We start from the raw sequence: 22,985 nt of genomic DNA, 5'->3' as shown, positions 1-22,985 counted from the left end.
AGCCGGCGCGGCGGGACCGGTCCGGCGACAATGAACAACCCCGGACGAGCCGCCCCGATTCATATTGTCTAACTGGCAGTTGTTGTCCTTTTGGGCCCTCAAAACGACAACTACTGCGAGCTAGTTGGACGGAGTCAGGCGTGGCGGGCCCGGCGGAAGATCCAGTGCCGCAGCATCGTGAAGCGCACCGCGGTGGCGAGGAAGCCGGACAGGGTGGTGGTCCAGAGCTCCTCGGTGACGGTCGCTTCCGGCCTGGCGGCGTGCAGCACGCCCAGGCTTCCGCCGGTGATCAGGAGCGCGACTGCGATGACGATCAGCCCGTTGAGGTGATCCTGGAGACGTTTCCGGCTGCCGGTGATCTTGAAGGTCAGGCGGCGGTTCAGCGCCGTGTTCATGACCGAGGTGATGATGAGGGCGGCCGCGTTCGCGAACTGCGGTCCGAGGACCGGCCGGAGCAGCGCGTACAGGGCCAGCGAGCTGGCCGTGCAGATGATCCCGACGCCGGTGAAGCGCAGCAGTTGCCGCAGTACCGGATAGCGGAGCAGCCCTTTGTGGCGGTGGCTCGGGCGGGTCTCCGGCGGGGACTGCCGCAGCTGTTCACGGGGCAGTGCGGCGGGTTCCATTGCTCAAGCCTTGCACACGGATCCGTGTGGGCACCAACGGGGACACTCGGTTTGCAATGCCCCGCCGTGTTCATTTCAAGGCGGCGTTCATTCCAGGGCGGCCGAGCCGAATGCCACGCTGAACCGGTCGCACCAGAGGACCACTGTGGTGAGCCCGGATATGTCGGCTCCCGCAGGGACCGGGTAGTTCTGGTTGCCGTGGGTGGCCTTCACCGGCCCGAGGTCCAGCCACTTTCCGGAACGGTACTTGAACCAGTCCCCGCCGGCTTCCTGGTTGCTGAGCCAGACCTTGACGTCCGGTCCGTCGCTGCTGGCGAGGTTCTCCAGCCGGAGCACCAGGCCGCCGTCGGGAAGCTTTACCAGGCTCGCAGTTCCGGAGGTGGGGTGCTCCTGCGAGAGGAAAGCGCCCTTCGCGATCACCACCGCCGGTGCCGGCACAAGCGTTGGGGCGCCTGTTCCGGGGTCCGCCGGGACGGGCTCCACGGCCAACGTGCCGGTCGGCGTCGCCGTTTGCCCCACCCCCGGCAGGGCCTCGTCAATCGTGCTGCTCGTGAACAGGCGCCAGGGCTGGAAGAGGGCGGCTCCGGCCACGAACAAGGCCAACAGCACCACGGCCGCCGTGACGGTGAGGGCTTTGTGGCGGAGCAGGAACGCCCGAAGTGCCCGCTTCCGCACGGGGTTGCCATCGGATGGCGTTGTCATGGTTCAAGGCTAGGCGCCTGTGAGGGGGCCTGTCCCGGCGGAATCCTTACCGTTCCCTTAAGCTGCGGGAAACCTCAGGGCTGCCCGGCCAGGGCCGGAACGTAGCGTTCGCCCACCGGCACCTCGGCGGCCAGGCGGTTGTCCGGCCCGGCCAGCGGGCACGCCCACGCCTCGTTGTAGGCGCAGGACGGGTTGTAGGCGAAGTTGAAGTCCAGAATGAACTCCTCCTCCGGAGCCGAGCCCTGCGTGCCGTGGAACGCGCCTTTGATGGTGTCCAGGAGGTACCGGCCTGCGCCGTAGCTCCCGCCGTCCCTGCCAGAAGTGGCGTCCCGGAACGGCACGAAGATCCCGCCCCCATAGCTGCGCAGCCGCCATGCCGCCAGCGAGCCCAGGCCCGGCAGCTCGAAGGTTCCGAGCCGGAGGAACGGCACATCGCCGTCGGTCCCTGTCCGGACGGTCATCTCCTGCCCGGCGCCGGCGGGGGCGAGCCGGGCGTGGAAGCGGAAGGCGGGATCGTACTCGGCCGTGTCCAGCCCGGTGAATCCCTGTTTGGCGGCCGGGGTGAGCGCCGATGCAGGATGAGTGCCGAACATGTGGTCGCGGGTCCGGCGCCAGTGGATATGCGCCTTGAAAGGGTCGTCCCGGGCGAGCCGGCGGACCTCGTCGTAGAGGGCGAAGGTCCGCAGCCTCCAGTCCGCGACATCCAGCGCGGACATCTCCGCCACGTCCCCGGTGCCGCCGCCAAGCAACTCCTCATCCATGCCACCCATACTAGGCTTGCGGCTATGAACGGGAACCGCGCAGCGAACGGAAGTCTTGTCCTGGCAGCCATCCTGCTCACCACGGGGCTGGCGGCATGCAGCGAGGAAGGCAAGGGCGGGCCGGTCTGGACGGCGGGTTCCGGCAGCTCAACGGCGACGTCCGGCGCACCGTCCGGGGCAACGCCGTCGGGCAGCACGACCGCGTCGGGAACCCCCGGAGCTTCCGCGACGGCGGCGCCCACGGCCGCCCGGTGGAAGAACTACAGCGACGCCGGGCAGAAGGTCAGCTTCGAACTGCCGGACGAGTGGATTGCACAGTCCGTCACTCCCGACGCCGGATCCCTGCCCGGAGCTCTGAAGGTGGAAGTCAAGGACGCCGAAGGGGAGTACATCGCCACCCTGCACACCGGCCTGCAGTCCGCAAAAGCCCCTGTGTGCAGCCCGAAGGCGAAACGGAACTACGTGGTGCTCAGCAGCGTGCCGGTGGACCTTCCGCACGCGGACACGGATGCGACCATTTCGCCGCGCGTGGTGTTCCGGGTGATCCAGGGCTACAAGTTCTTCGGCTCCTTCGGCATCACCAACCTGGTGGCGGGCACGGACGGCAAGGCCTGCCAGCTGCGGAACCTCGTGCAAGGGCCCGCGGGCAAGGGTGACATCTACTTCGGCGACCTTCCGGCAGTCCGTGCGTTCGCCCCCGACGAGAAGGTGGCCCCCGCCAAGTCCTTCGACACGCTGGGCCAGGCCGCGAAGTACGTAGAACAGAGTGCCGACTTCGCAAACGTCCAGCGGATGCTACTGTCTCTGAAGGTCAATCCGTAGAACGCGGACACGGCCTTCCACGACCATCGGCGACACTGGGGGCTGTGCCGCGAGACATCCCGGAGATCCATGGAACGCAACGTTGCCGCCCGGCTCGTTTTCAAGACTGTCGCGAACACCAAGGTAGCGATGGCCGTCGCCGTCGCCCGCAATCCCGGCTTCGCCTCGATGACTGAAACGCTGAGCGTCACCTCGGGCGGTGAGCCCGTGCCGTACACGGAGCTCCAGGACCACCACGGCGGCCGCTTCCACTACATGGAATTCGCCGAACCCAGCGAAGTGGAGGTCGAGTACCAGGCCACGGTGACCGGCCGCGGCGTCCCGGACGAGTCATCGAAGATGGAGCTCATCCGCTACGTGCGGCCCAGCCGCTACGCCGAATCGGACCGGCTCCTGCCCACCTCGTACGCGGAATTCGGCGGGCTGCACGGCCGCGAACTGCTGCAGGCCGTCCGCGACTGGGTGAACAGCGAGCTGCGCTACGTCAGTGGATCGTCCCGCGGAACCGACGGCGCCGTGGAGACGCTGCTGCACCGCCGTGGGGTGTGCCGTGACTTCGCCCATTTGGCGATCGCGCTGCTGCGGTCGAAGGACATTCCCGCCCGGCTCACTGCCGTGTATGCCCCGGGCCTGAGCCCGATGGATTTCCACGCCGTGGCCGAGGCCCACATCGACGGCGGCTGGTACGTCATCGACCCCACCGGCCTGGCCCCGCGTGAAGCCATGCTGCGGATCACCGCCGGGCGCGACTCCTCGGACACCGCGTTCCTGTCCACCGTCGGCGGCAGCCTGTCCCTGAAGACCCTGAAGGTCTCGGCCGGGGTCGCCGGCGAGCTTCCCGCCGAAGACCCGGCCGCCGCCGTCGTCCTCGGCTAGCCCGGAAGCTTCGCGCGCAGCTTCTCGGTCAGCCGCATCAGTTCCTGCTGTTCCGCCGCGGTGAGCGCAGGAAGCAGCAGCTCGGCGATGTCCCGCACATGCTCGCGCCCGATTTCCTTCTGCAGCTCCAGCCCGGCCTCGGTGAGGCCCAGCAGGATGCCGCGGCCGTCCTCGGGGGCGATGCTGCGCTCCACGAGGCCGCGCTTCTCCAGCCGGTCCACCAGCCGGCTCAGGCTCGATTGGCTGAGCAGCACGTGGTCGTTGATCTCGTTCAGGCGCAGCTTCCCGGTGGGGCAGCGGGAGAGCGTGAAGAGGACGTCGTACTCGTTGACGGGCAGCTTCTTGAACGCGGGCCCGGACTGCAGGCGGCGCATCACCGCCACCTGGGAACGGAACAACGACTCCCAGGTCTCGGCGGCCAGGCGCACGTCCTTGCCGGAAACGGAGCCCGCGGCCCGGGAGGCCCCGGCCGGGGCTTTCCCGGCCGGAGCGGGGCTGCTCATTCGACGCCCCCGGAGTTCCCGACGGCGGCGTCTGCCGTATCGCCCGCGGTTTCGGCGAGCTTGGCGGCCACCCGCGAGGCGTGGGTGGGAGCGTCCGGAACGTGGGCCGGCTTGAGGGCGGCATACTCCTTGCGGAGCACCGGCAGGACCTCCTCGCCGAACAGGTCCAGTTGCTCAAGGACCGTCTTCAAAGGCAGGCCGGCGTGGTCCACGAGGAACAGCTGGCGCTGGTAGTCGCCGAAGAATTCGCGGAAGGTCAGGGTTTTCTCGATGACCTCCTGCGGGCTGCCCACCGTCAGCGGGGTCTGCGAGGTGAAGTCCTCCAGTGACGGGCCGTGGCCGTACACCGGGGCGTTGTCGAAGTACGGCCGGAATTCCTTCACGGCGTCCTGGGAGTTCTTCCGCATGAAGAACTGGCCGCCGAGGCCCACGATCGCCTGGTCCGCCTTGCCGTGGCCGTAGTGCTCGTAGCGTTCACGGTAGAGGCCGATCAGCTGCTGGTAGTGCTCCTTGGGCCAGAAGATGTTGTTGGCGAAGAAGCCGTCGCCGTAGTAGGCGGCCAGTTCGGCGATCTGCGGGCTGCGGATGGAACCGTGCCACACGAACGGGGGGACGTCGTCGAGCGGGCGCGGGGTGGAGGTGAAGTTCTGCAGCGGGGTGCGGAACTTGCCGTTCCAGTTCACGGTGTCTTCATCCCACAGGCGGCGCAGCAGGGCGTAGTTCTCGATCGCGAGCTCGATCCCGTCCTGGATGTTCTTGCCGAACCACGGGTACACCGGCGCGGTGTTGCCTCGGCCCATGATGAGGTCCACGCGGCCGTCGGCCAGGTGCTGCAGCATGGCAAAATCCTCGGCGATCTTCACGGGATCGTTCGTGGTGATCAGCGTGGTGGAGGTGGAGAGGGTGATGCGCTCGGTCTGGGCGGCGATGTAGGCCAGCGTGGTGGTGGGGGAGGAAGAGAAGAAGGGCCGGTTGTGGTGCTCACCGATGGCGTACACGTCCATGCCGATCTCTTCGACCTTCTTGGCGATCGCCACGGATGCCTTGATGCGCTCGTTCTCGGTGGGGGTGCGGCCCGTGGTGGGGTCAGTGGTGATGTCGCTGACGCTGAATACGCCGATCTCCATGATGTGCCTTTCTTCCTGTCCGCGGGTGCGCGGGCGTTACCGACAGTGTATCCCAAACTAGATGCATTTGCATCTATCGTCCTGTGTAACGCCCGGAGCCGGGGATTATTCCCGGGCACCCAACTGGCTCGCAGTTAACGTCGTTTTGGGCGCGCAAAACGACAACAACTGCGAGGTAGTTGGGGGAAGGGTGGGCTACTTGGGGGGGGAGGGCTACTTGGGGGGGAGGGCTACTTGGGAGAACCCGGTGCGGCCCGGCGGCCCGTGATTTTCGGGACCATCCCGGTGGTCCAGTCGAGGAACTCGTCGTCGCCGCTTCCGGCCGGCCCGCTTCCATCCGCACGGTCCACGACGGCGGGGCGCTCCTTGAGTGCCTTCAGCAGCGACTTCTTCTCCCGGCGCCCTTCCACCAGCTTGTAGAGGACGGGAACCAGCACCAGGGTCAGCAGCGTGGACGAAACCAGGCCGCCGATCACCACGATCGCCAGGGGGCGCGAGATGAATCCGCCGCTTCCCGTGAAGCCGAGCGCCATCGGTGTCAGCGCGAACACGGTGGCCAGGGCGGTCATGAGGATCGGCCGCAGGCGCTGCCGGGCGCCGTGGGTGATGGCGTCGTCGACGCTCATGCCTGGCCGGCCGTCGCGCGGGTTGCGGTACTGGTTGATGAGGTCGATCAGTACGATCGCGTTGGTGACGACGATGCCCACCAGCATCAGCAGGCCGATCAGGGCCGGCAGGCCGAGCGGCACGCCGGTCAACAGGAGCAGGCCGATGGCGCCGGTGGCGGCGAACGGCACCGAGACCAGCAGGATGAGCGGCTGGATGAGCGACTTGAAGGCGGCCACCATGATCACGTAGACGATCGCGATGGCGGCGAGCAGCGCCAGGCCGAGCTGCCGGAAGGACTCCGCCTGCTGGGTGGTGGCGCCGCCGATCACCGCCGTCACGCCCGGCGGGAGCTGCACGCCGTCCAGCCGCTCCTGCACCGCGCTGCTCAGCGCGCCGAGGTTGGAGCCCGACGGCGTCACGGTCACCTTGGCGGTGCGCTGGCCGTTGCTGCTGGTCACGGAGAGCGGAACGTCCACCTGCTCGACGCTGGCGACGCTGCCCAGCGCGACCGGGCCAGCCGGCGTCGGGAGCAAGATGCCCCGCACCCCCGCAATGCTGGTGAAGCGGGTGCCCTCGCCGATCTGGACCGGGAAGTCGTTGGTCTCGATGCGCACCGTCCCGGCCGGGACCGGCGCGACCGTGGCGGCAAGCACCCCGGCCACCTGTTCCTCGTTGAGGCCGGCCGCCGTGGCCTTTGCACGGTCCACCTTCACCTGGACCACGGGCTGGCCGGGGACGAGGTTGGTGGCGGTCTCGGAGCTGCCGGGGACGCCGTCGAGGGCTTTGAAAACGGCATCGCCGGCGGTCTGCAGGTCCTGCGGGGTGGCCGCGTTGATGGTCACGTCCACGGTGGAGGAGGTGCCGAAACCGCCTTGCCGCGCGCCGACGGTGACCTTGCCGGCGGCGCCGCCCTCGGCAAGCCGCGTGCGGACGGTGTCCTGCAGCTTCTCCTGGGCCGCGTCCTCCGAAGTGACCACCGTGAACGTCGACGTCGAGGCGCCGCCTGAGGTGAGCGCGGCGAGGCCGTTCTGGGCGTTGCCGGAGGTCACCTGCACGTCCTTGATGCCGTCGACGCCGTCCAGCAGCTTCTCCACCTCGGCGGCGGCCGCCGCGGTGTCGGCCAGGTTGGTGCCGGGCGGCAGGACCTGCCGGATGGTCATGCTGTTTTCGCCGGAGCGTCCCAGGAGGTCGGTTGCCAGCAGGGGCGTCATGGCCGCCGTCCCGCCCAGCACCAGCAGCGCCGCCACGATGGTCAGTGCGGGGTGCTTCTGGGTGGCGGACAGGACGGGCAGGTAGCCGCGTTGCAGGCGGGTGCGCTGCTCCGCCTCGTGCGCCTTCGCCGCTGTTTCCTTGGCCGCCTCGGGGTCGCTGCTTGCCGCAGGTGACTTGAGGAACCAGTACGCCAGCACCGGAACGATCGTCAGGGCCACGAGGAGGGAGGCCAGCAGGGCGATCGTGACCGTGAGGGCGAAGGGACGGAACAGTTCCCCGGCCAGGTCGCCGACGAAGGCGATGGGCAGGAAGACCGCCACGGTGGTCAGGGTGGACGCGGTGATGGCGCCGGCCACCTCCCGGATGGAGTTCAGGATGGCGGTGAGCTTGTGTTCGCCGTAGCTCAGGTGGCGCTTGATGTTCTCGATCACCACGATCGAGTCGTCCACCACCCGGCCGATCGCGATGGTGAGCGCGCCCAGGGTGAGGATGTTCAGCGAGTATCGGGTGGCCGAGATGCCGATGAACGTGATCAGCAGGGACAGCGGGATCGACACCGCCGTGACCAGGGTGGAGCGCACGGACAGCAGGAACAGCAGGATGACCAGCACGGCGAAGCCCAGGCCCAGCAAGCCCTCCGTGGTGAGGTCCTTGATGGACTTCTCGATGTACGGCGCCTGGTCGAAGACCGGGGTGAAGCGGGCGTTGGAACCCAGCTCCGCGCTCATCTGGTCCAGCGAATCCTTGACGGCATGCGAGATCGCCACAGTGTCGCCGTCGGGCTTCTTGGTGACCGTCAACGCAAGGGTTTCCTTGCCGTTGGTCCTGGTGATCGAGGTGGCGGGATCGTCCTGGATGCTGACGTCGGCCACCCCGCCGATCGTGGTGCCGGCCTTGGCGCCGGCCAGCGGAAGTCTCTTGATCGTGTCGAGCGAGTCGACCGGGCTGCCGATCTGCAGGGACAGCGACTTGCCCTGCTCCTCTAAGGTGCCCGCCGGCACTAATGCTCCGTTGTTCCTCAGGGCATCCGAAATGGACCGGACCGTGGCACCGCCGGCGGCCATGGCTTGGGGTTTCGGCTGGATCAGGATGTGCTGGCTGGCGCCGCCGCTGACTTCGGCGCCCCGCACGCCGTCGATCTTCTGCAGCCTGGGCACACTGAGGCGCAGCAGCCCGGCATTCAGTTCGCTGAGCGGCTTGTCCGAAGACACTGCCAGGAAGATGATCGGGAAATCGCTCACGCTGCCGGCGAAGGAGCGGGGCTCCACGTCCGCCGGCAGCGTGCGCCGGGCGTTCGAGATGGCCCGGTCGATTTGGTTCCGGGCGCGGTCCAGGTTGGAGCCGTAGCTGAACACCAGCGTGATCTGCGAAACCCCGCTGCGCGACGTGGAGGTACTCGACTCAAGCCCCTCCACGCTGTTGAGCGCCGTTTCGAGCGGGCGGCTGAGTTGCTTGTCCACGACCTCCGGGGATGCCCCCGGCATGGACGTGATGACCGTGACCTGCGGGAACTCGATCGACGGGATGAGCTCCTGCTTCAGGGAGGACATGGTGATCACGCCGAACACCGCCGCGAAGACGGTGATCAGCGCAATCAGGGCCCTGTTCGCCAGTGAAAGCCTTGCCAGAGCGAACATTGCATCCCCTCGTGAAATCTACGGTTGTACAGCGTTCGGGCGTGGCCGCAGCAGCCCGGACAGGGTGCCTACCGTTGTGTGGCGTCGGCGTTCTCGAGCTGCAGCGACTGCGCGGTGCTTGCCTCGATCTCGGCGGCGAGGTCCGGGTTGTCGTTCAGCTTGACCCCGTAGCCCGGCATCATTTCCTTGAGCTTGGCCTGCCAGCCCTTGAAGTTCTTCGGGAAGGTCTTTTGCAGCAGCTCGATCATGATCGGCACGGCGGTGGAGGCTCCCGGGGACGCGCCGAGCAGGGCGCCGATGGAGCCGTCGCGGGCGGCGATGACCTCGGTGCCGAACTGCAGGATGCCGCCCTTCTGCGGGTCCTTCTTGATGATCTGCACGCGCTGGCCTGCTGTGATGAGCTCCCACTTGGCGCCGTCGGCCTCGGGGTAGTACTCGCGCAGGGCTTCGACCTTGGCGTCGTGGCGCTTGGCCACTTCCTTGATCAGGTAGGCCGTCAGGTCCATGTTGTCCTTGGCCACGGCGAGCATCGGGATGATGTTGCCCGGGCGGATGGACAGCGGCAGGTCCAGGTAGCTGCTGGTCTTGAGGAAGTTGGTGGAGAAGCCGGCGTACGGGCCGAACAGCAGGGAGCGCTTTCCGTCCACGTAGCGGGTGTCCAGGTGCGGCACGGACATCGGCGGCGCGCCCACGGATGCCTGGCCGTACACCTTGGCACTGTGCTGGCGGGCGGTCTCCTCGTCGGTGCAGCGGAAGAACTGGCCGGACACGGGGAACCCGCCGTAGCCCTTGCTCTCCGGAATGCCCGAGGCCTGCAGCAGGTGCAGCGCACCGCCGCCGGCGCCGACAAACACGAACTTGGCGTGGATGCGGCTGCGTTCCCCGGAGGCCGGGTACTTAAGCGAAAGGTCCCAGCCGCCGTCGGAGGCCTTGGAAATGTTAGTGACGTCGTGGCCGTAGTTGACCTCGACGCCGCTCTTGGCGAGGTAGGAAGTCAGCTCGCGGGTCAGCGCGCCGAAGTCGACGTCGGTGCCTTCGGCCGCGCGGGTGGCGGCAACGCGCTGCTTGGCGTCGCGGCCCTTGACGATCAGGGGAGCCCACTTTGCGATCTGGGCCTGGTCTTCCGTGTATTCCATGCTGCGGAAGAGGGTGTTGGGCTTGAGGGCCTCGTAGCGGGTCTTGAGGAAGTCCGCGTGCCTGTCGCCGATGACGAAGCTCATGTGCGGAACGGTGTTGATGAAGCCTTTGGGGGAGCCGATCAGGTTGTTGTCGACCAGGTGGGACCAGAACTGGCGGGACAGTTGGAACTGCTCGTTGATGTGCAGCGCCTTGGAGGGGTTCACGGAGCCGTCTTTGGCTGCCGGGGAGTAGTTCAGTTCGCAGAGCGCGGCGTGGCCCGTTCCTGCGTTGTTCCAAGGTCCGGAGCTTTCGAGGCCCGCTTCGTCCAGGCGTTCGAAGAGGGCGATGCTCCAGTCGGGTTCGAGCTGCTTGATGAACGCCCCGAGCGTTGCGCTCATGATTCCGCCGCCAATAAGGACGACGTCGGCGTGTTTGGTCTTGGAAATGAAAGTCACAGTCAATCTCCGATAGCAGCGGCATTGGCTGTCACAGAATATCCCCGCGCCACCCCATAACTGAAATTACGGGGGGCCGTCAAGACTTTAGGCGGACGTTCGTGAAAACTTCGTTCAAGACCGGCGAAGCGGGGTACTTTTCCACCCGGTCGGACAGCGCCAGGGCCGAGATCGGGAAGGCGATCGGCACCGCCGGGACCGTTGCCGCGATCTGGGCGTTGATGGTGTCGTACTGGGCGTTGCGTTCGGGGCCTTCCGGCATGCCCCGGGCGCGGTCGATCTTGGAGAAGACCTGGGCGTCGCTGTAACCGAACTCACCCCGCCGCTCACCGAAAAGCGTGCCCACGAAGTTGTCCGGATCCGAGTAGGCGCCGTTCCAGCCCAGCAGGTGCAGGGCATGGTGGCCGGGCGACTGGACCTTGGCCAGGTAGCCGTCCTCCCAGTCCACCGGTACCGGTTTGATGTTGAAGCCGACGGCGGTCAGTTGCCTGCTGATTTCGGCGTAGATCTTTTCGGGGGTGGGAAGGTAGCTGCGCGTGACGTTGAGCGGGTAGTAAAACTTGAGCGGTTCGCCCTTGTATCCGGCCTTGGCCAGCAGCTGCTTGGCCTTGGCCGGGTTGTAGCCCAGCGCCGGCGCGTTGTTGTTGAAGCCGCTGAGCTTTGGCGGGACGAACTGGGAGGCCTGGGCCGTGTTGTCCATGAAGAACTTCCGGATGAGGCTTTCCTTGTCGATGGCGTACTCGATCGCCTGGCGGACCTCGAGTTTCTGTAGCGGCGCCACGGCCTGGTTGATGCCCAGGTACATCACCGAGAAGGGATCCCGCTGCACGATCTGCTTGCCGTGCTTCACCAGGGAGTCGAAGGTGCCGGCGGTGACGAGGTCGTAGCCGTCGATCTTTCCGCTCAGCAGGGCATCGAGCCGGCTCTGGGGGTGGTCGAAGGGAATGAAGTTCAGTGTGGCGATCTGGCCACGGTCGCCCCAGTACCTGTCATAGCTTGTGAGGGTGAGCTTGTCCTTGGTCCACGCGGAAAACACGTACGGCCCGGTGCCCACAGGGTGCGAGGCGTAGGCGGACACGGCCTGCCCGTCCAGCGTGCGGTCCAGGACGTTGGCCTTCTGCTTCGCCAACGCCGTGGGGGAGGACATGGCGAAGGCCGGCAGCGTCAGTGCCTGCAGGAATCCGGTGAAGGGCCGGGTGAGCGTGATCTTCACTTCGTTGGCGCTGGGGGCACTGCAGCCCTTGAACAGGGAAAGCGAGGCGTTGTCCGAGAACGACTTGAAGACGCTCTTGAACATGATCCCCGGCGCCTGGTTCCGGATCGCCGGGGTGAAGGTGTACCAGCGGTTGAAGTTGCTGCACACAGCGGCGGCGTTGAACGGCGTGCCGTCGTGGAAAGCGACCTTTTCCCTGAGCTTGAAGTCGTAGCTGAGTCCGTCCTCGCCCTCGGACCATTCGGTGGCGAGGAGTGGAACGGTCTGGCCGGTGGACGGGTCGACGCCGATCAGGCCTTCCATGACCTGGCGGGTGACGCGGTAGGACTCGGAATCGTTGCTCAGGGCGGGGTCGAGTCCGAGCGGCATGGCCGGGGTGCCGAAGTTGAAGGTCTGGTCCGGTACGTCCGTCGTGTTGGCGGAGGTTGTTCCCGTAGGCGGTGAGGGGGCCGGTACACCGGTGCAGGAGCTCAGGGCCAAGGCAAGAAGGGCGGCGCCGATCTGCAGTTTCATCCGGCGTCGTTTGCTGCTTGCCACTCTTGTCCCCTCAAGGCAGTCGGACGGAAAGCGGCTGGACCCCGTGCCAACGGGGTCCAGCCGTCCATGTTGGTGCGCAAGGGGGGACTTGAACCCCCACGCCCGAAGGCACAGGAACCTAAATCCTGCGTGTCTGCCAATTTCACCACTCGCGCAAGTGCCGGCGTCGGGATCTCATGGTCCCTGCCGTCGGCCTCCATTCTACCCATGCGGGCAGGGTGCCTTAGCGGACGTCCAGCTTCAGGTCGCGGCGCAGCTTGGCGACATGCCCGGTGGCCCGGACGTTGTACTGCGCCACCGCCACTTTGCCCTCGGTGTCCACCACGATCGTGGAGCGGATCAGGCCCTGATAGGTGCGGCCGTAGTTCTTCTTTTCGCCCCAGGCCGCATAGGCGTCGGCCACCTTGTGGTCCTCGTCAGAGAGCAGGGGAAAGGTCAGCGCTTCTTCGGCGACGAACTTCGCCAGGGCGGGAACGGGATCGGGGGAGACGCCCACCACCTTGTAGCCTGCCGCCTGGAGGGAAGCGAGCGAATCCCGGAAATCGCAGGCCTGCTTGGCGCAGCCCGGGGTGGAAGCGGCGGGGTAGAAGTAGACGATCGTGTTTGTGCCGCGGTAGGACTCCAGGCTGACGTCGTTGCCGTCCTGGTCCTTGAGGGTGAATCCGGGGGCGGTGTCGCCGGGAATAAGTCGTTCAGCCATGGTGCTCCTTGCTTGCGTTTTCGACCACCCAGCTTAGTAACAGCCCGCCCCGGAACCGAATTGCTGGCAGTCGCCTTTATATACTGGCTGTTATGCCTGACATTGAGCGTTGGCCAACCGGAAGGCTGTTGTCCACAGCGGCGCGGCTTGTGGAACATGACTGGAACGAAAAGCTGAGCAGCCTCGGGCTGACCCACGCCGGGGTGATCGCCCTGGAAGTCCTTGCGGTGAAGGGCCCCATCACGCAGGTCCTGCTGGCACAGATCGTGCGGGTCCAGGCGCAGACCATGGGCAAGACCCTGTCCCGCCTTGAAGCCCACGGCTACATCGAGAGATCCCGCAGCCTGAGCGACCGGCGCAGCCAGATCGTCTGCCTGAGCGAGGCCGGTACCCAGGTGCTGGACGCCGCGGAGCGCCTGGAACGCGAGGTCCTGCGGGATTCGCCCGTGGACGCGACGGCCCTGCGCGGTGAGCTCACGATCCTGGTGCGGGCTTTGTCCGAAAAGCACGCCTCGCCCGAGGTGCACGACATCGTCGCGGGGGCTGCGTCCCGCGTCCTGCCGGCCGACGCGGAGGCCGTGAACCGGGACTGAGTGGGCGGACCCCGGCCCCGGTGTGGTTCCCGGCGGTCCCTGCGGCCTTAAAACCGAAAAATCCCGGACCAGCGTCAGCCGGTCCGNTGCGGCCTTAAAACCGAAAAATCCCGGACCAGCGTCAGCCGGTCCGGGATTCCTATTTGGTGCACCCCCCGGGACTCGAACCCGGAACCCATTGATTAAGAGTCAATTGCTCTGCCAGTTGAGCTAGAGGTGCATTCAGTTGTGGTGTCCAACCCAAAGAAATAACCCTTGAACGCTTTACCGCTCAAGGGCCCTTCCCTTGGTGCACCCCCCGGGACTCGAACCCGGAACCCATTGATTAAGAGTCAATTGCTCTGCCAGTTGAGCTAGAGGTGCTTGCTGTTTTCGACCGCCGGAATGGAGTATTTCCTTTTCCGTTGATCTCCGCAACGACATGTAACTCTACACGAGAGTCACTCAAAGTGCGAAATCGGCCGGGGGCGTTTTGCGCGTCCTATCCGGGGAGCCTCAGGAGCAGGGCAAAATCGGGGTTCCGGTTGTTGCTGAGGACCCACAGCGTGCCGTCCGGCGCGAGCGAAACGTCCCTGAGCCGCCCGTATTCGCCCGTGAAATAGGCCACAGGCGTCCCGGCCTGTTCACCGTCGAGCGGAATCGTCCAGAGCCGCTGCCCGCGGAGCGCGGCGGTGTAGGCCACGCCGTCGACGATTTCCAGTCCGCTCGGCGAGGCGTCCGCCGTCGACGGCCAGACGGCCTTCGCGTCGATGAAGCCCTCGCGGCCCGGGGCGCCGGTCACCTCGGGCCAGCCGTAGTTGCCGCCGGGACGGATCAGGTTCAGTTCGTCGTCGACGTCGGGCCCGAATTCGCTCGCCCACAGCCTGCCGTCCTTGTCCCAGGCCAGGCCTTGGACGTTGCGGTGACCGTAGCTGTACACGGGGTTGTCGCCGAAGGGATTGCCAGGAGCCGGGGCGCCGTCGGCCGTCAGCCTGAGGATTTTCCCGCCCAGGGCGTTCCTGTCCTGCGGCTGTTCGCGCCGCCGCGAATCGCCGGTGCCTACGTAGAGGAAGCCGTCGGGGCCGAAGCGGATCCGGCCGCCGTTATGGGTGGAGGCCTTCGGGATGCCGGAGAAAACCACCTCGGGCTGGCCCAGGGTGAACCCGCCGCCCGCGTCCGCGTCGAGCCTCGCCCGGGCGATCCGGTTGTCGGATTCGGCCGTGTAGTAGAAGTACAGCAGGCGGTCGGTGCTGAAGTGAGGGGACAATGCCAGCCCCATCAGGCCGCCTTCGCCGCCGGGCACGACGGCGGGAACCTCGCCGACAATGCGGGCCTCGCGGTTCCGGACGGTTTTGAGGAGCCGGGAGTCCCGTTCGGAAATGACGGCGGTTCCGTCCGGCAGGAAAACCACGGACCAAGGGATGTCCAGCCCGAGGTCGAGCTTGGCTTGGACCGCCGGCTGTTTGGTTCCCGTGCTTCCGGAAGTCCCCGTGGTTCCCGTGCTGTCCGGCGGCGTGCCGGTGGGGGACGAGCTGCCGGCCGTGGTGGGAACCGGGCCGGGTGGGCCGCCCGTACAGCCGGCAATCAACGCGCTGCCGGAGAGCAGGACGAGCAGGAAGGCGACGGAGCGGCCCTTGAAGCCAGCCGCCCCTCCGCCCCGGGAGCCGAGCATGGGCCGCCGCCGGATCCGCCCAACCAGCGCCAGCCTTTCCATGCTTCCTCCCCTGCCCTGTCCTGAGGTCAGTAGCGGGACCGGCGCGGCGGGCGGAAGCCTGCAGCCTCCGCGTGTGCCGCGGAGAGGAACCAGACGGACGCCTGGGCTTCCTCGTAGGACGGCATGTCCTCGTCGTAGTAGGTCATGGTGCCGGCGTCGGCCTTGACGGTGAAGTCGGCAGGTCCGCTGCCGTCGGGTCCGGCCGCGGCCGATCCCTCCCCGTAGGGCTGCCCTGCGGCCAGGTGCCCGCCGGCGGCCGGTGCGGCGTCCGCCTCAGGGGCTTGCTCCTCGGTGGCCAGGCCTTCCTCTGCGGCGGCCGTTTCCGCCCCGGGCAGCGTGGGTGCGTGCGGTGCCGTGTATTCGGGGTGGTGCACCGGGGCCTGCCGCGGCGGTGCGTCGCTCCAGCTGGCCTCCCACTCCTCTTTGTCGGCAGCAGCGTCGCTGGCCGCAGCGTCGGTGAGCGGACCGGCGTCTGCGGGAGCGACGTCGTCGGCCGTCACGCCCTCGACGGTTTCCTCGGCCGAAGTCGCCTCCCGGGACGCTTCTTCGTCCAGGACGGGTTCCGCCGTCACGGGTTCTGCCAGGGCGGGTTCATCGACGGGCTCGACCACTGCGCTGGCCACCGGCTCCGGCGTCGCTGACGAGCCCTCCGCAGCGGGGGCTTCGGCGGCCGCGTCGTCCCAGTCGTCCACATCGCCGCCGCCGGTTTCGGCGGCCGGTTCCGGGACCGCCGCTGCCGGCGCCTGGGGCGCGGGCACCGGTACTGCGGGCGCAGCGCCGGAGAGTGCTGCCGAGGCGGCCACGTCCATGTGCGGGGATTCGGCGGAGGGAGAGGACGGCGCCGTCCCCGCGCGGGAGGAGGTGCCGGCGGGCGCGGAGGACGAGCCCCTTCGGCTCAACAGCCACCACGCAACCGCGGCGACGAGCACAATGACGATGACCCAGATCAACCAATCCACGGCAGGAGCCCTTCTGTTTGAGTGGTGCACTTGTCAGCCTTGACGTTACGGCGGCCCCCCGAGGGTGTCCAGCAACCATCGCCTAGGGTGGCCACATGGATTTCAAGAGGTTGCGGATCCTCCGCGAACTGGCCGACCGGCAAACCGTCGGAGCCACTGCGGAGGCCATGAACGTCACGGCCTCCGCAGTGTCCCAGCAGCTGAAGGTCCTGCAGGACGAACTCGGCGTGGTGCTCGTCGAAAGGGACGGCAGGGGAGTGCGGCTCACCGAAGCGGGCAAGGCGATGGCCGGTGCCGCCGCCGATGTCGCCACCGCGGTGGCGCGGGCCGAGTCCACCGTGGACGCCTACCGCCAGGGCTGGCAGTCACGGATCAGGGCGGCTTTCTTTCCCAGTGCTGCCGAGATGCTCCTGCCCGGGCTGCTGCACAGGATCGGTCAGGTCGAAGGAGTGCGCCTCGAGGCACATTTAGAGGACCCCGGCACCGCCGGATTCGCCGGCCTCGCTGCCGACTACGACATCGTCCTGGCACACAGCGTGGACGGCGCGGAGCTTTTCGCCCGGCACGGGCTCGAGGTGCTGCCCCTGCTGGAAGAACCCCTGGACGTGGCGATGCCCGCGGGCCACGAACTCGCGGCGAAGGCCCGGCTCACAGCGCACGACGTGGCCCGGTACCCGTGGATCGGGGTCCCGGCCGGCTTTCCCTTCGACACTGTCCTGCGCCGGATCGAGCTCCAGGCGGGGACGACGGCGGTCCGCCGCCAGCGCTTCCCGGACCTGCGCGTCCTGGAGGCACTCGTGAAGGGCGGCCACGGCATCAGCCTGCTGCCCCGGTACACCGCCCGCACCGGCGCCGGCCATGGCCTGGTGCTGCGCCCGATCGAAGGCGTCAGGGCCAGCCGCAGCATCGTCGCCCTGGCGCGGCGGGACGTTGCCGCCCGCACCACGGTGCGGCACACGCTGGAGCTGCTCCGCGACGTCGCGGCCGAGGTGGCAGTTCCGGCGGGCAGCACCCATGCGGGCGCCAAGCCGTCCGGCCGCCGCAAGGCCGGAACCAAACGGGCGGAAGTAGTCGTCGGCCGGGCCGCGGAGTCATAGACTTTGCGCCATGACTGACCACACCCAGATTGCGACAGGCAACACACCGGACATCAAGCCCCGCAGCCGCGTCGTGACGGACGGCATCCATGCCGCCCCCGCGCGCGGAATGTTCCGGGCCGTGGGCATGGGCGACGACGACTTTGCGAAACCGCAGATCGGCGTCGCGAGCTCGTGGAACGAAATCACCCCCTGCAACCTCTCGCTGAACCGTCTCGCCCAGGGCGCCAAGGAAGGCGTCCACGCCGGGGGCGGGTTCCCCATGCAGTTCGGCACCATTTCAGTGTCCGACGGCATCTCCATGGGCCACGAGGGCATGCACTTCTCCCTGGTCTCCCGCGAAGTCATTGCCGACTCCGTGGAAACGGTCATGCAGGCTGAGCGCATCGACGGCTCCGTGCTCCTGGCCGGCTGCGACAAGTCCCTGCCCGGGATGCTCATGGCGGCCGCCCGCCTGGACCTGGCCAGCGTCTTCCTGTATGCGGGCTCCATCATGCCGGGCTGGGTCAAGCTCGAGGACGGCTCCGAGAAGGAAGTCACCCTCATTGACGCCTTCGAGGCGGTCGGAGCGTGTGCGGCCGGCAAGATGAGCCGTGGTGACCTCGACCGCATCGAAAAGGCCATCTGTCCCGGCGAAGGCGCCTGTGGCGGCATGTACACGGCCAACACCATGGCGTGCATCGGCGAGGCCCTGGGCATGTCCCTGCCCGGCTCCGCCGCCCCGCCCTCGGCAGACCGCCGTCGTGATGACTTTGCGCGCAAATCCGGCGAGGCCGTGGTGAAGCTGCTCCGCCTCGGCATCACCGCACGCGACATCATGACCAAGAAGGCGTTCGAGAACGCCATCGCCGTCACGATGGCGTTCGGCGGCTCCACCAACGCGGTGCTCCACCTGCTCGCCATCGCACGCGAAGCCAACGTGGAACTGACCCTGGACGACTTCAACCGCATCGGCGACAAGGTCCCGCACCTGGGCGACCTCAAGCCGTTCGGCCGCTACGTCATGACCGATGTCGACCGGATCGGCGGGGTGCCGGTCATCATGAAGGCACTGCTCGACGCCGGACTGCTGCACGGCGACTGCCTCACCGTCACCGGCAAGACAGTTGCCGAGAACCTTGAATCGATCAACCCGCCCGACGTCGACGGCAAGATCCTGCGCGCGCTGGACAACCCGATCCACAAGACCGGCGGCATCACCATCCTGCACGGTTCGCTGGCCCCGGAGGGCGCCGTCGTCAAGACTGCCGGCTTCGACGCCGACGTCTTCGAAGGAACCGCCCGCGTCTTCGAGCGCGAGCAGGGCGCCCTCGACGCCCTGGACAACGGTGCGATCCACAAGGGGGACGTCGTCGTCATCCGCTACGAGGGCCCCAAAGGCGGCCCGGGCATGCGCGAAATGCTCGCCATCACCGGCGCCATCAAGGGCGCAGGGCTAGGCAAGGACGTCCTCCTGCTCACCGACGGCCGCTTCTCGGGCGGCACCACCGGTTTGTGCATCGGGCACGTCGCCCCCGAAGCCGTCGACGGCGGCCCCATCGCCTTCGTCAAGGACGGAGACCGGATCCGGGTCGACATCGCCGCGCGCAGCTTCGACCTGCTGGTGGACGAGGCAGAACTCGAGGCCCGCAGGGCAGGATGGGAACCGCTGCCCGCCAAGTTCACCAGGGGCGTCTTGGCCAAGTACGCCAAGCTCGTGCACAGCGCCTCCACCGGAGCCTATTGCGGCTGAAAAGCCGTGCCCGCCCAACTGGCTCGCAGTTAACGTCGTTTTGACGCCTCATAACGACATCTACTGCGAGCTAGTTGGGCGAGAGGATGCCCAATCCGTGGACTATGATGTCCACATAGTGAGACTCGGGTTTGTCGCGTTTGACACCTCTCTCACAAAGAGGGAAAACTGAACGCATGATCGCAACCGTTACCGGCACCGTCGTCGTACTTAGCAAGCGCGTGGCTTACTAAGCCGGCCGGCAACGATCTGTCACGCGCAACCCCTCGAAGAGCCGCAAGGCTGAGGGGTTTTTTTATTGCCGATGGCAGAGCAAATCCGTGATCACACGCAGTACCCCAGCAGTACCTTTCACTAACTGAAGATCCCCAAAGGAAGAGTCCGATGAGCAAAGGATCGCCGATCAGCCCCTCGCTGATGGCTGCAAAGTCCGCTGGAGCCACAAAAGCTCCGGAAAAAGTCGACCGTGCCGCTGACGCCGTCGTCGACAATGCTGCAACTCTCTCTCCTGTCCTCGGGCCGAACAACGTTGTACCCCCAACGGTAATGACCGGCTCGGAAGCTATCGTGCGCTCGCTCGAAGAACTCGGCGTCGACGATATTTTTGGTTTGCCCGGTGGCGCGATCCTCCCCACCTACGACCCCTTGATGGCCTCCAAGATGAATCACATCCTGGTCCGTCACGAACAGGGAGCCGGCCACGCAGCCCAAGGCTACGCCATGGTCACCGGACGGGTTGGCGTCTGCATCGCCACCTCGGGCCCCGGTGCCACCAACCTCGTTACCGCCATCATGGATGCCCACATGGACTCCGTGCCCCTCGTCGCCATCACCGGCCAGGTCTCGGCAGCCGTCATCGGCACCGACGCCTTCCAGGAGGCGGACATCGTGGGCATCACCATGCCGATCACCAAGCACTCCTTCCTGGTGACCGACCCCGAAGACATCCCGCACGTGATGGCCGAAGCCTTCCACCTCGCATCCACCGGCCGTCCCGGCCCGGTGCTGGTGGACATCGCCAAGAACGCCCAGGTGGGCAACATGACCTTCTCCTGGCCGCCGAAGGTGGACCTGCCGGGCTACCGTCCGGTGGTCCGCGGCCACAACAAGCAGGTCCGCGAAGCGGCCCGCCTCATCGCCGAAGCCAAGAAGCCGGTGCTCTACGTGGGCGGCGGCGTGGTCAAGGGACACGCCTCGGCCGAACTGCTGGAACTGGCCGAACTGACCGGCGCGCCGGTGGTCACCACCCTGATGGCCAAGGGCGCCTTCCCGGACTCGCACGCCCAGCACGTGGGCATGCCCGGCATGCACGGTTCCGTGTCGGCCGTCACCGCGCTGCAGCAGGCCGACCTCCTGGTCACCCTCGGCGCCCGCTTCGACGACCGCGTGACCGGCGTGCTGAGCACCTTCGCGCCGAACGCGAAGGTCATCCACGCCGACATCGACCCCGCCGAAATCTCCAAGAACCGCCTGGCTGACGTCCCGATCGTCGGCTCGGTCAAGGAGATCATCCCGGAACTGAGCGAGGCCGTCCGCAACCAGTTCGCTCAGTCCGGCACGCCGGACCTCGCGTCCTGGTGGTCCTTCCTGAACAACCTGCGCGACACCTACCCGCTGGGCTGGACGGAACCGGAAGACGGACTCACCGCCCCGCAGCGCGTCATCGAGCGCATCGGTGCCCTGACCGGCCCCGAAGGCATTTACGTTGCCGGCGTCGGCCAGCACCAGATGTGGGCCGCGCAGTTCATCAAGTACGAGCGGCCGCACGCCTGGCTGAACTCCGGCGGTGCCGGAACCATGGGCTACGCCGTTCCGGCGGCCATGGGTGCCAAGGTGGGTGAACCGGATCGCGTGGTCTGGGCGATCGACGGCGACGGCTGCTTCCAGATGACCAACCAGGAGCTGGCCACCTGCGCGATCAACAAGATCCCGATCAAGGTGGCGATCATCAACAACTCCTCGCTGGGCATGGTGCGCCAGTGGCAGACCCTCTTCTACGACGGCCGCTACTCGAACACCGACCTGAACACGGGCCACGACACGGTCCGCATCCCGGACTTCGTCAAGCTCGCCGACGCCTACGGCTGCGCTGCGCTGCGCTGCGAACGCGACGAGGACATCGACGCCACCATCCAGAAAGCCCTGGAGATCAACGACCGCCCCGTGGTCATCGACTTCGTGGTCAGCCCGAACTCCATGGTGTGGCCGATGGTGCCCGCCGGCGTGTCGAACGACCAGATCCAGGTAGCCCGCAACATGACCCCGGAATGGGAAGAGGAGGACTAAGCATGAGCCGCCACACACTGTCCGTTCTAGTCGAAGACAAGCCCGGCGTGCTGACCCGCGTGGCCAGCCTCTTCGCCCGGCGCGCCTTCAACATCAACTCCCTTGCCGTGGGCCCCACCGAAGTCACCGGCATCTCCCGGATGACCGTCGTCGTCGACGCCGATGGCGAGCTCATCGAGCAGGTCACCAAGCAGCTGAACAAACTGGTCAACGTGATCAAGATTGTCGAGCTGACTTCCGAATCTTCCGTACAGCGCGACCACATCCTGGTCAAGGTACGTGCGGATGCCGCAACTCGTCTGCAGGTCACCCAGGCTGCAGACCTGTTCCGCGCCTCCGTGGTCGACGTGTCCACCGACTCGTTGGTCATCGAGGCAACGGGTCACCCCGAGAAGCTCACGGCACTGCTGTCAGTGCTGGAGCCGTTCGGCATCCGTGAAATTGTGCAGTCCGGCACGTTGGCCGTTGGACGGGGATCCCGCTCCATGAGTGACAGGGCATTACGCTCCGCGTAACAGGCAGCCTAGGCGCCGCCTGGCCGGGCACGGCTGCTCTACCGCAGCACCACAGAATTACATCTCCAAGAAACCACTCAAGAGGAGTTACGCAAGTGACTGAAATGTTCTACGACGACGACGCAGACCTGTCGATCATCCAGGGCCGCAAGGTTGCCATTGTCGGCTACGGTTCCCAGGGCCACGCCCACGCGCTGAACCTGCGCGACTCCGGCGTCGAGGTCGTCATCGCCCTCAAGGACGGCTCCAAGTCCGCCGCCAAGGCCGAGGATGCCGGCTTCACTGTCAAGAACGTTGCCGACGCCGCCGAATGGGCCGACGTCATCATGATCCTGGCACCGGACCAGCACCAGCGCTCGATCTTCAACGACTCCATCAAGGACAAGCTGACCCCCGGCAAGGCCCTGGCCTTCGCCCACGGCTTCAACATCCGATTCGGCTACATCGAGGCTCCGGAAGGCGTCGACGTCATCCTGATCGCCCCGAAGGCTCCGGGCCACACCGTGCGCCGCGAATTCGAAGCCGGCCGTGGCATCCCGGACATCATCGCCGTCGAGCAGGACGCCTCCGGTTCCGCCTGGGAGCTGGCCAAGTCCTACGCCAAGGCCATCGGCGGCACCCGCGCCGGCGTCATCAAGACCACCTTCACCGAAGAGACCGAAACCGACCTCTTCGGCGAGCAGGCTGTCCTCTGCGGCGGTGTGTCCCAGCTGATCCAGTACGGCTTCGAGACCCTGACCGAAGCCGGCTACCAGCCGCAGATCGCCTACTTCGAGGTGCTGCACGAGCTCAAGCTCATCGTCGACCTCATGTGGGAAGGCGGCATCGCCAAGCAGCGCTGGAGCGTTTCCGACACCGCTGAATACGGCGACTACGTCTCCGGCCCGCGCGTCATCACCCCCGAGGTGAAGGAAAACATGAAGGCCGTCCTCGCCGACGTCCAGAACGGTGCCTTCGCCAAGCGCTTCATCGACGACCAGGACAACGGCGCCGTCGAGTTCAAGGAACTGCGCGCCAAGGCTGAATCGCACCCGATCGAGGCCGTCGGCCGCGAGCTGCGTTCGCTGTTCTCCTGGCAGCAGCAGGACGCCGACTACGTCGAAGGCTCCGCAGCCCGCTAACCCGACGCCGTCCGGCGCGCGGCGCGCACACAGCGCGTCACGTGCGCCGGCCAGCGTGAGGCGCCCGCCCGGCCATCAGGCCGGGCGGGCGTC

Annotated in this window: 19 protein-coding genes and 3 tRNA genes; 8 read left to right on the top strand and 14 right to left on the bottom strand. The window is 66.9% G+C overall.

Annotation, left to right across the window (positions count from 1 at the left end):
* Positions 1-134: 134 nt before the first annotated feature.
* The 3 genes from D3654_RS00470 to D3654_RS00460 all read right to left on the bottom strand — a co-directional run bounded on the left by D3654_RS00470 (position 135) and on the right by D3654_RS00460 (position 2,086).
* The gene (locus tag D3654_RS00470; protein ID WP_120519579.1) at positions 135-623 is read right to left on the bottom strand and encodes a GtrA family protein; all 489 of its coding nucleotides are present in this window, start codon (positions 621-623) and stop codon (positions 135-137) included.
* 87 nt (positions 624-710) lie between these two features.
* Positions 711-1,325 (bottom strand): DM13 domain-containing protein, encoded by a 615-nt coding sequence (locus D3654_RS00465; RefSeq protein WP_120519578.1) that lies wholly within the window; start codon positions 1,323-1,325, stop codon positions 711-713.
* A 74-nt stretch (positions 1,326-1,399) separates the two neighbouring features.
* Positions 1,400-2,086, bottom strand: a complete 687-nt coding sequence (locus D3654_RS00460; protein WP_245413016.1) for a DUF1684 domain-containing protein — start codon at positions 2,084-2,086, stop codon at positions 1,400-1,402.
* A 24-nt stretch (positions 2,087-2,110) separates the two neighbouring features.
* Here D3654_RS00460 and D3654_RS00455 point away from each other — a divergent pair, with 24 nt between their 5' ends.
* Together D3654_RS00455 and D3654_RS00450 are read left to right on the top strand one after the other, a co-directional pair.
* On the top strand, positions 2,111-2,908 hold the full coding sequence (locus D3654_RS00455; protein ID WP_120519577.1) for a hypothetical protein: 798 nt from the start codon (positions 2,111-2,113) through the stop codon (positions 2,906-2,908).
* A 69-nt stretch (positions 2,909-2,977) separates the two neighbouring features.
* On the top strand, positions 2,978-3,784 hold the full coding sequence (locus tag D3654_RS00450) for a transglutaminase-like domain-containing protein (RefSeq protein ID WP_120519576.1): 807 nt from the start codon (positions 2,978-2,980) through the stop codon (positions 3,782-3,784).
* Here D3654_RS00450 and D3654_RS00445 read toward each other — a convergent pair.
* The 7 genes from D3654_RS00445 to bcp form a co-directional block, all read right to left on the bottom strand.
* Positions 3,781-4,287 carry a MarR family winged helix-turn-helix transcriptional regulator gene (locus D3654_RS00445; RefSeq protein WP_120519575.1) on the bottom strand — a complete coding sequence of 169 codons (507 nt, stop codon included), beginning with the start codon at positions 4,285-4,287 and terminating at the stop codon, positions 3,781-3,783. The two genes, D3654_RS00450 and D3654_RS00445, sit on opposite strands and share 4 nt — an antisense overlap.
* On the bottom strand, positions 4,284-5,414 hold the full coding sequence (locus D3654_RS00440; protein ID WP_120519574.1) for an LLM class flavin-dependent oxidoreductase: 1,131 nt from the start codon (positions 5,412-5,414) through the stop codon (positions 4,284-4,286). The genes D3654_RS00445 and D3654_RS00440 overlap by 4 nt, the downstream gene beginning before the upstream one ends.
* Positions 5,415-5,644: 230 nt before the next feature.
* A complete protein-coding gene (locus D3654_RS00435; protein WP_120519573.1) occupies positions 5,645-8,872 on the bottom strand; it encodes an efflux RND transporter permease subunit in 3,228 nt (1,075 codons plus the stop codon).
* Between the two features lie 68 nt (positions 8,873-8,940).
* The gene (locus D3654_RS00430; protein WP_120519572.1) at positions 8,941-10,446 is read right to left on the bottom strand and encodes a malate:quinone oxidoreductase; all 1,506 of its coding nucleotides are present in this window, start codon (positions 10,444-10,446) and stop codon (positions 8,941-8,943) included.
* Between the two features lie 79 nt (positions 10,447-10,525).
* A complete protein-coding gene (locus tag D3654_RS00425) occupies positions 10,526-12,172 on the bottom strand; it encodes an ABC transporter substrate-binding protein (protein WP_205571689.1) in 1,647 nt (548 codons plus the stop codon).
* 94 nt (positions 12,173-12,266) lie between these two features.
* Positions 12,267-12,351 (bottom strand) — tRNA-Leu (locus D3654_RS00420).
* A gap of 68 nt (positions 12,352-12,419) precedes the next feature.
* Positions 12,420-12,896 (bottom strand): thioredoxin-dependent thiol peroxidase, encoded by a 477-nt coding sequence (gene bcp / locus D3654_RS00415; RefSeq protein ID WP_120519571.1) that lies wholly within the window; start codon positions 12,894-12,896, stop codon positions 12,420-12,422.
* Between the two features lie 92 nt (positions 12,897-12,988).
* Here bcp and D3654_RS00410 point away from each other — a divergent pair, with 92 nt between their 5' ends.
* On the top strand, positions 12,989-13,489 hold the full coding sequence (locus D3654_RS00410; RefSeq protein ID WP_120519570.1) for a MarR family winged helix-turn-helix transcriptional regulator: 501 nt from the start codon (positions 12,989-12,991) through the stop codon (positions 13,487-13,489).
* A 144-nt stretch (positions 13,490-13,633) separates the two neighbouring features.
* Here D3654_RS00410 and D3654_RS00405 read toward each other — a convergent pair.
* From D3654_RS00405 to D3654_RS00390, 4 genes are all read right to left on the bottom strand, one after another.
* A tRNA-Lys gene (locus D3654_RS00405) sits at positions 13,634-13,709 on the bottom strand.
* Positions 13,710-13,776: 67 nt separating this feature from the next.
* A tRNA-Lys gene (locus D3654_RS00400) sits at positions 13,777-13,852 on the bottom strand.
* A gap of 118 nt (positions 13,853-13,970) precedes the next feature.
* Positions 13,971-15,182 carry a PQQ-dependent sugar dehydrogenase gene (locus tag D3654_RS00395; protein WP_425359381.1) on the bottom strand — a complete coding sequence of 404 codons (1,212 nt, stop codon included), beginning with the start codon at positions 15,180-15,182 and terminating at the stop codon, positions 13,971-13,973.
* Positions 15,183-15,208: 26 nt separating this feature from the next.
* Positions 15,209-16,141, bottom strand: a complete 933-nt coding sequence (locus D3654_RS00390; RefSeq protein WP_120519569.1) for a sunset domain-containing protein — start codon at positions 16,139-16,141, stop codon at positions 15,209-15,211.
* Positions 16,142-16,236: 95 nt separating this feature from the next.
* On the opposite strand from D3654_RS00390, the gene D3654_RS00385 reads away from it, so the two are divergent.
* The 5 genes from D3654_RS00385 (at position 16,237) to ilvC (ending at position 22,892) form a co-directional block, all read left to right on the top strand.
* Positions 16,237-17,238: a LysR family transcriptional regulator gene (locus D3654_RS00385; RefSeq protein ID WP_120519568.1), complete on the top strand. Its 1,002-nt coding sequence runs from the start codon at positions 16,237-16,239 to the stop codon at positions 17,236-17,238.
* A gap of 10 nt (positions 17,239-17,248) precedes the next feature.
* Positions 17,249-18,970: a dihydroxy-acid dehydratase gene (gene ilvD / locus D3654_RS00380; RefSeq protein ID WP_120519567.1), complete on the top strand. Its 1,722-nt coding sequence runs from the start codon at positions 17,249-17,251 to the stop codon at positions 18,968-18,970.
* 384 nt (positions 18,971-19,354) lie between these two features.
* Positions 19,355-21,256, top strand: a complete 1,902-nt coding sequence (locus D3654_RS00375; RefSeq protein WP_120519566.1) for an acetolactate synthase large subunit — start codon at positions 19,355-19,357, stop codon at positions 21,254-21,256.
* A gap of 2 nt (positions 21,257-21,258) precedes the next feature.
* On the top strand, positions 21,259-21,771 hold the full coding sequence (gene ilvN / locus D3654_RS00370; RefSeq protein WP_120519565.1) for an acetolactate synthase small subunit: 513 nt from the start codon (positions 21,259-21,261) through the stop codon (positions 21,769-21,771).
* A 95-nt stretch (positions 21,772-21,866) separates the two neighbouring features.
* Positions 21,867-22,892 (top strand): ketol-acid reductoisomerase, encoded by a 1,026-nt coding sequence (gene ilvC / locus D3654_RS00365; RefSeq protein ID WP_245413015.1) that lies wholly within the window; start codon positions 21,867-21,869, stop codon positions 22,890-22,892.
* Positions 22,893-22,985 lie beyond the last annotated feature (93 nt).

This window comes from Arthrobacter celericrescens (assembly GCF_003614925.1).
Lineage (GTDB): Bacteria > Actinomycetota > Actinomycetes > Actinomycetales > Micrococcaceae > Arthrobacter > Arthrobacter celericrescens.
Note: the sequence above shows the minus strand (reverse complement) of the source record. Positions and strands in the feature narration are given on the sequence as shown.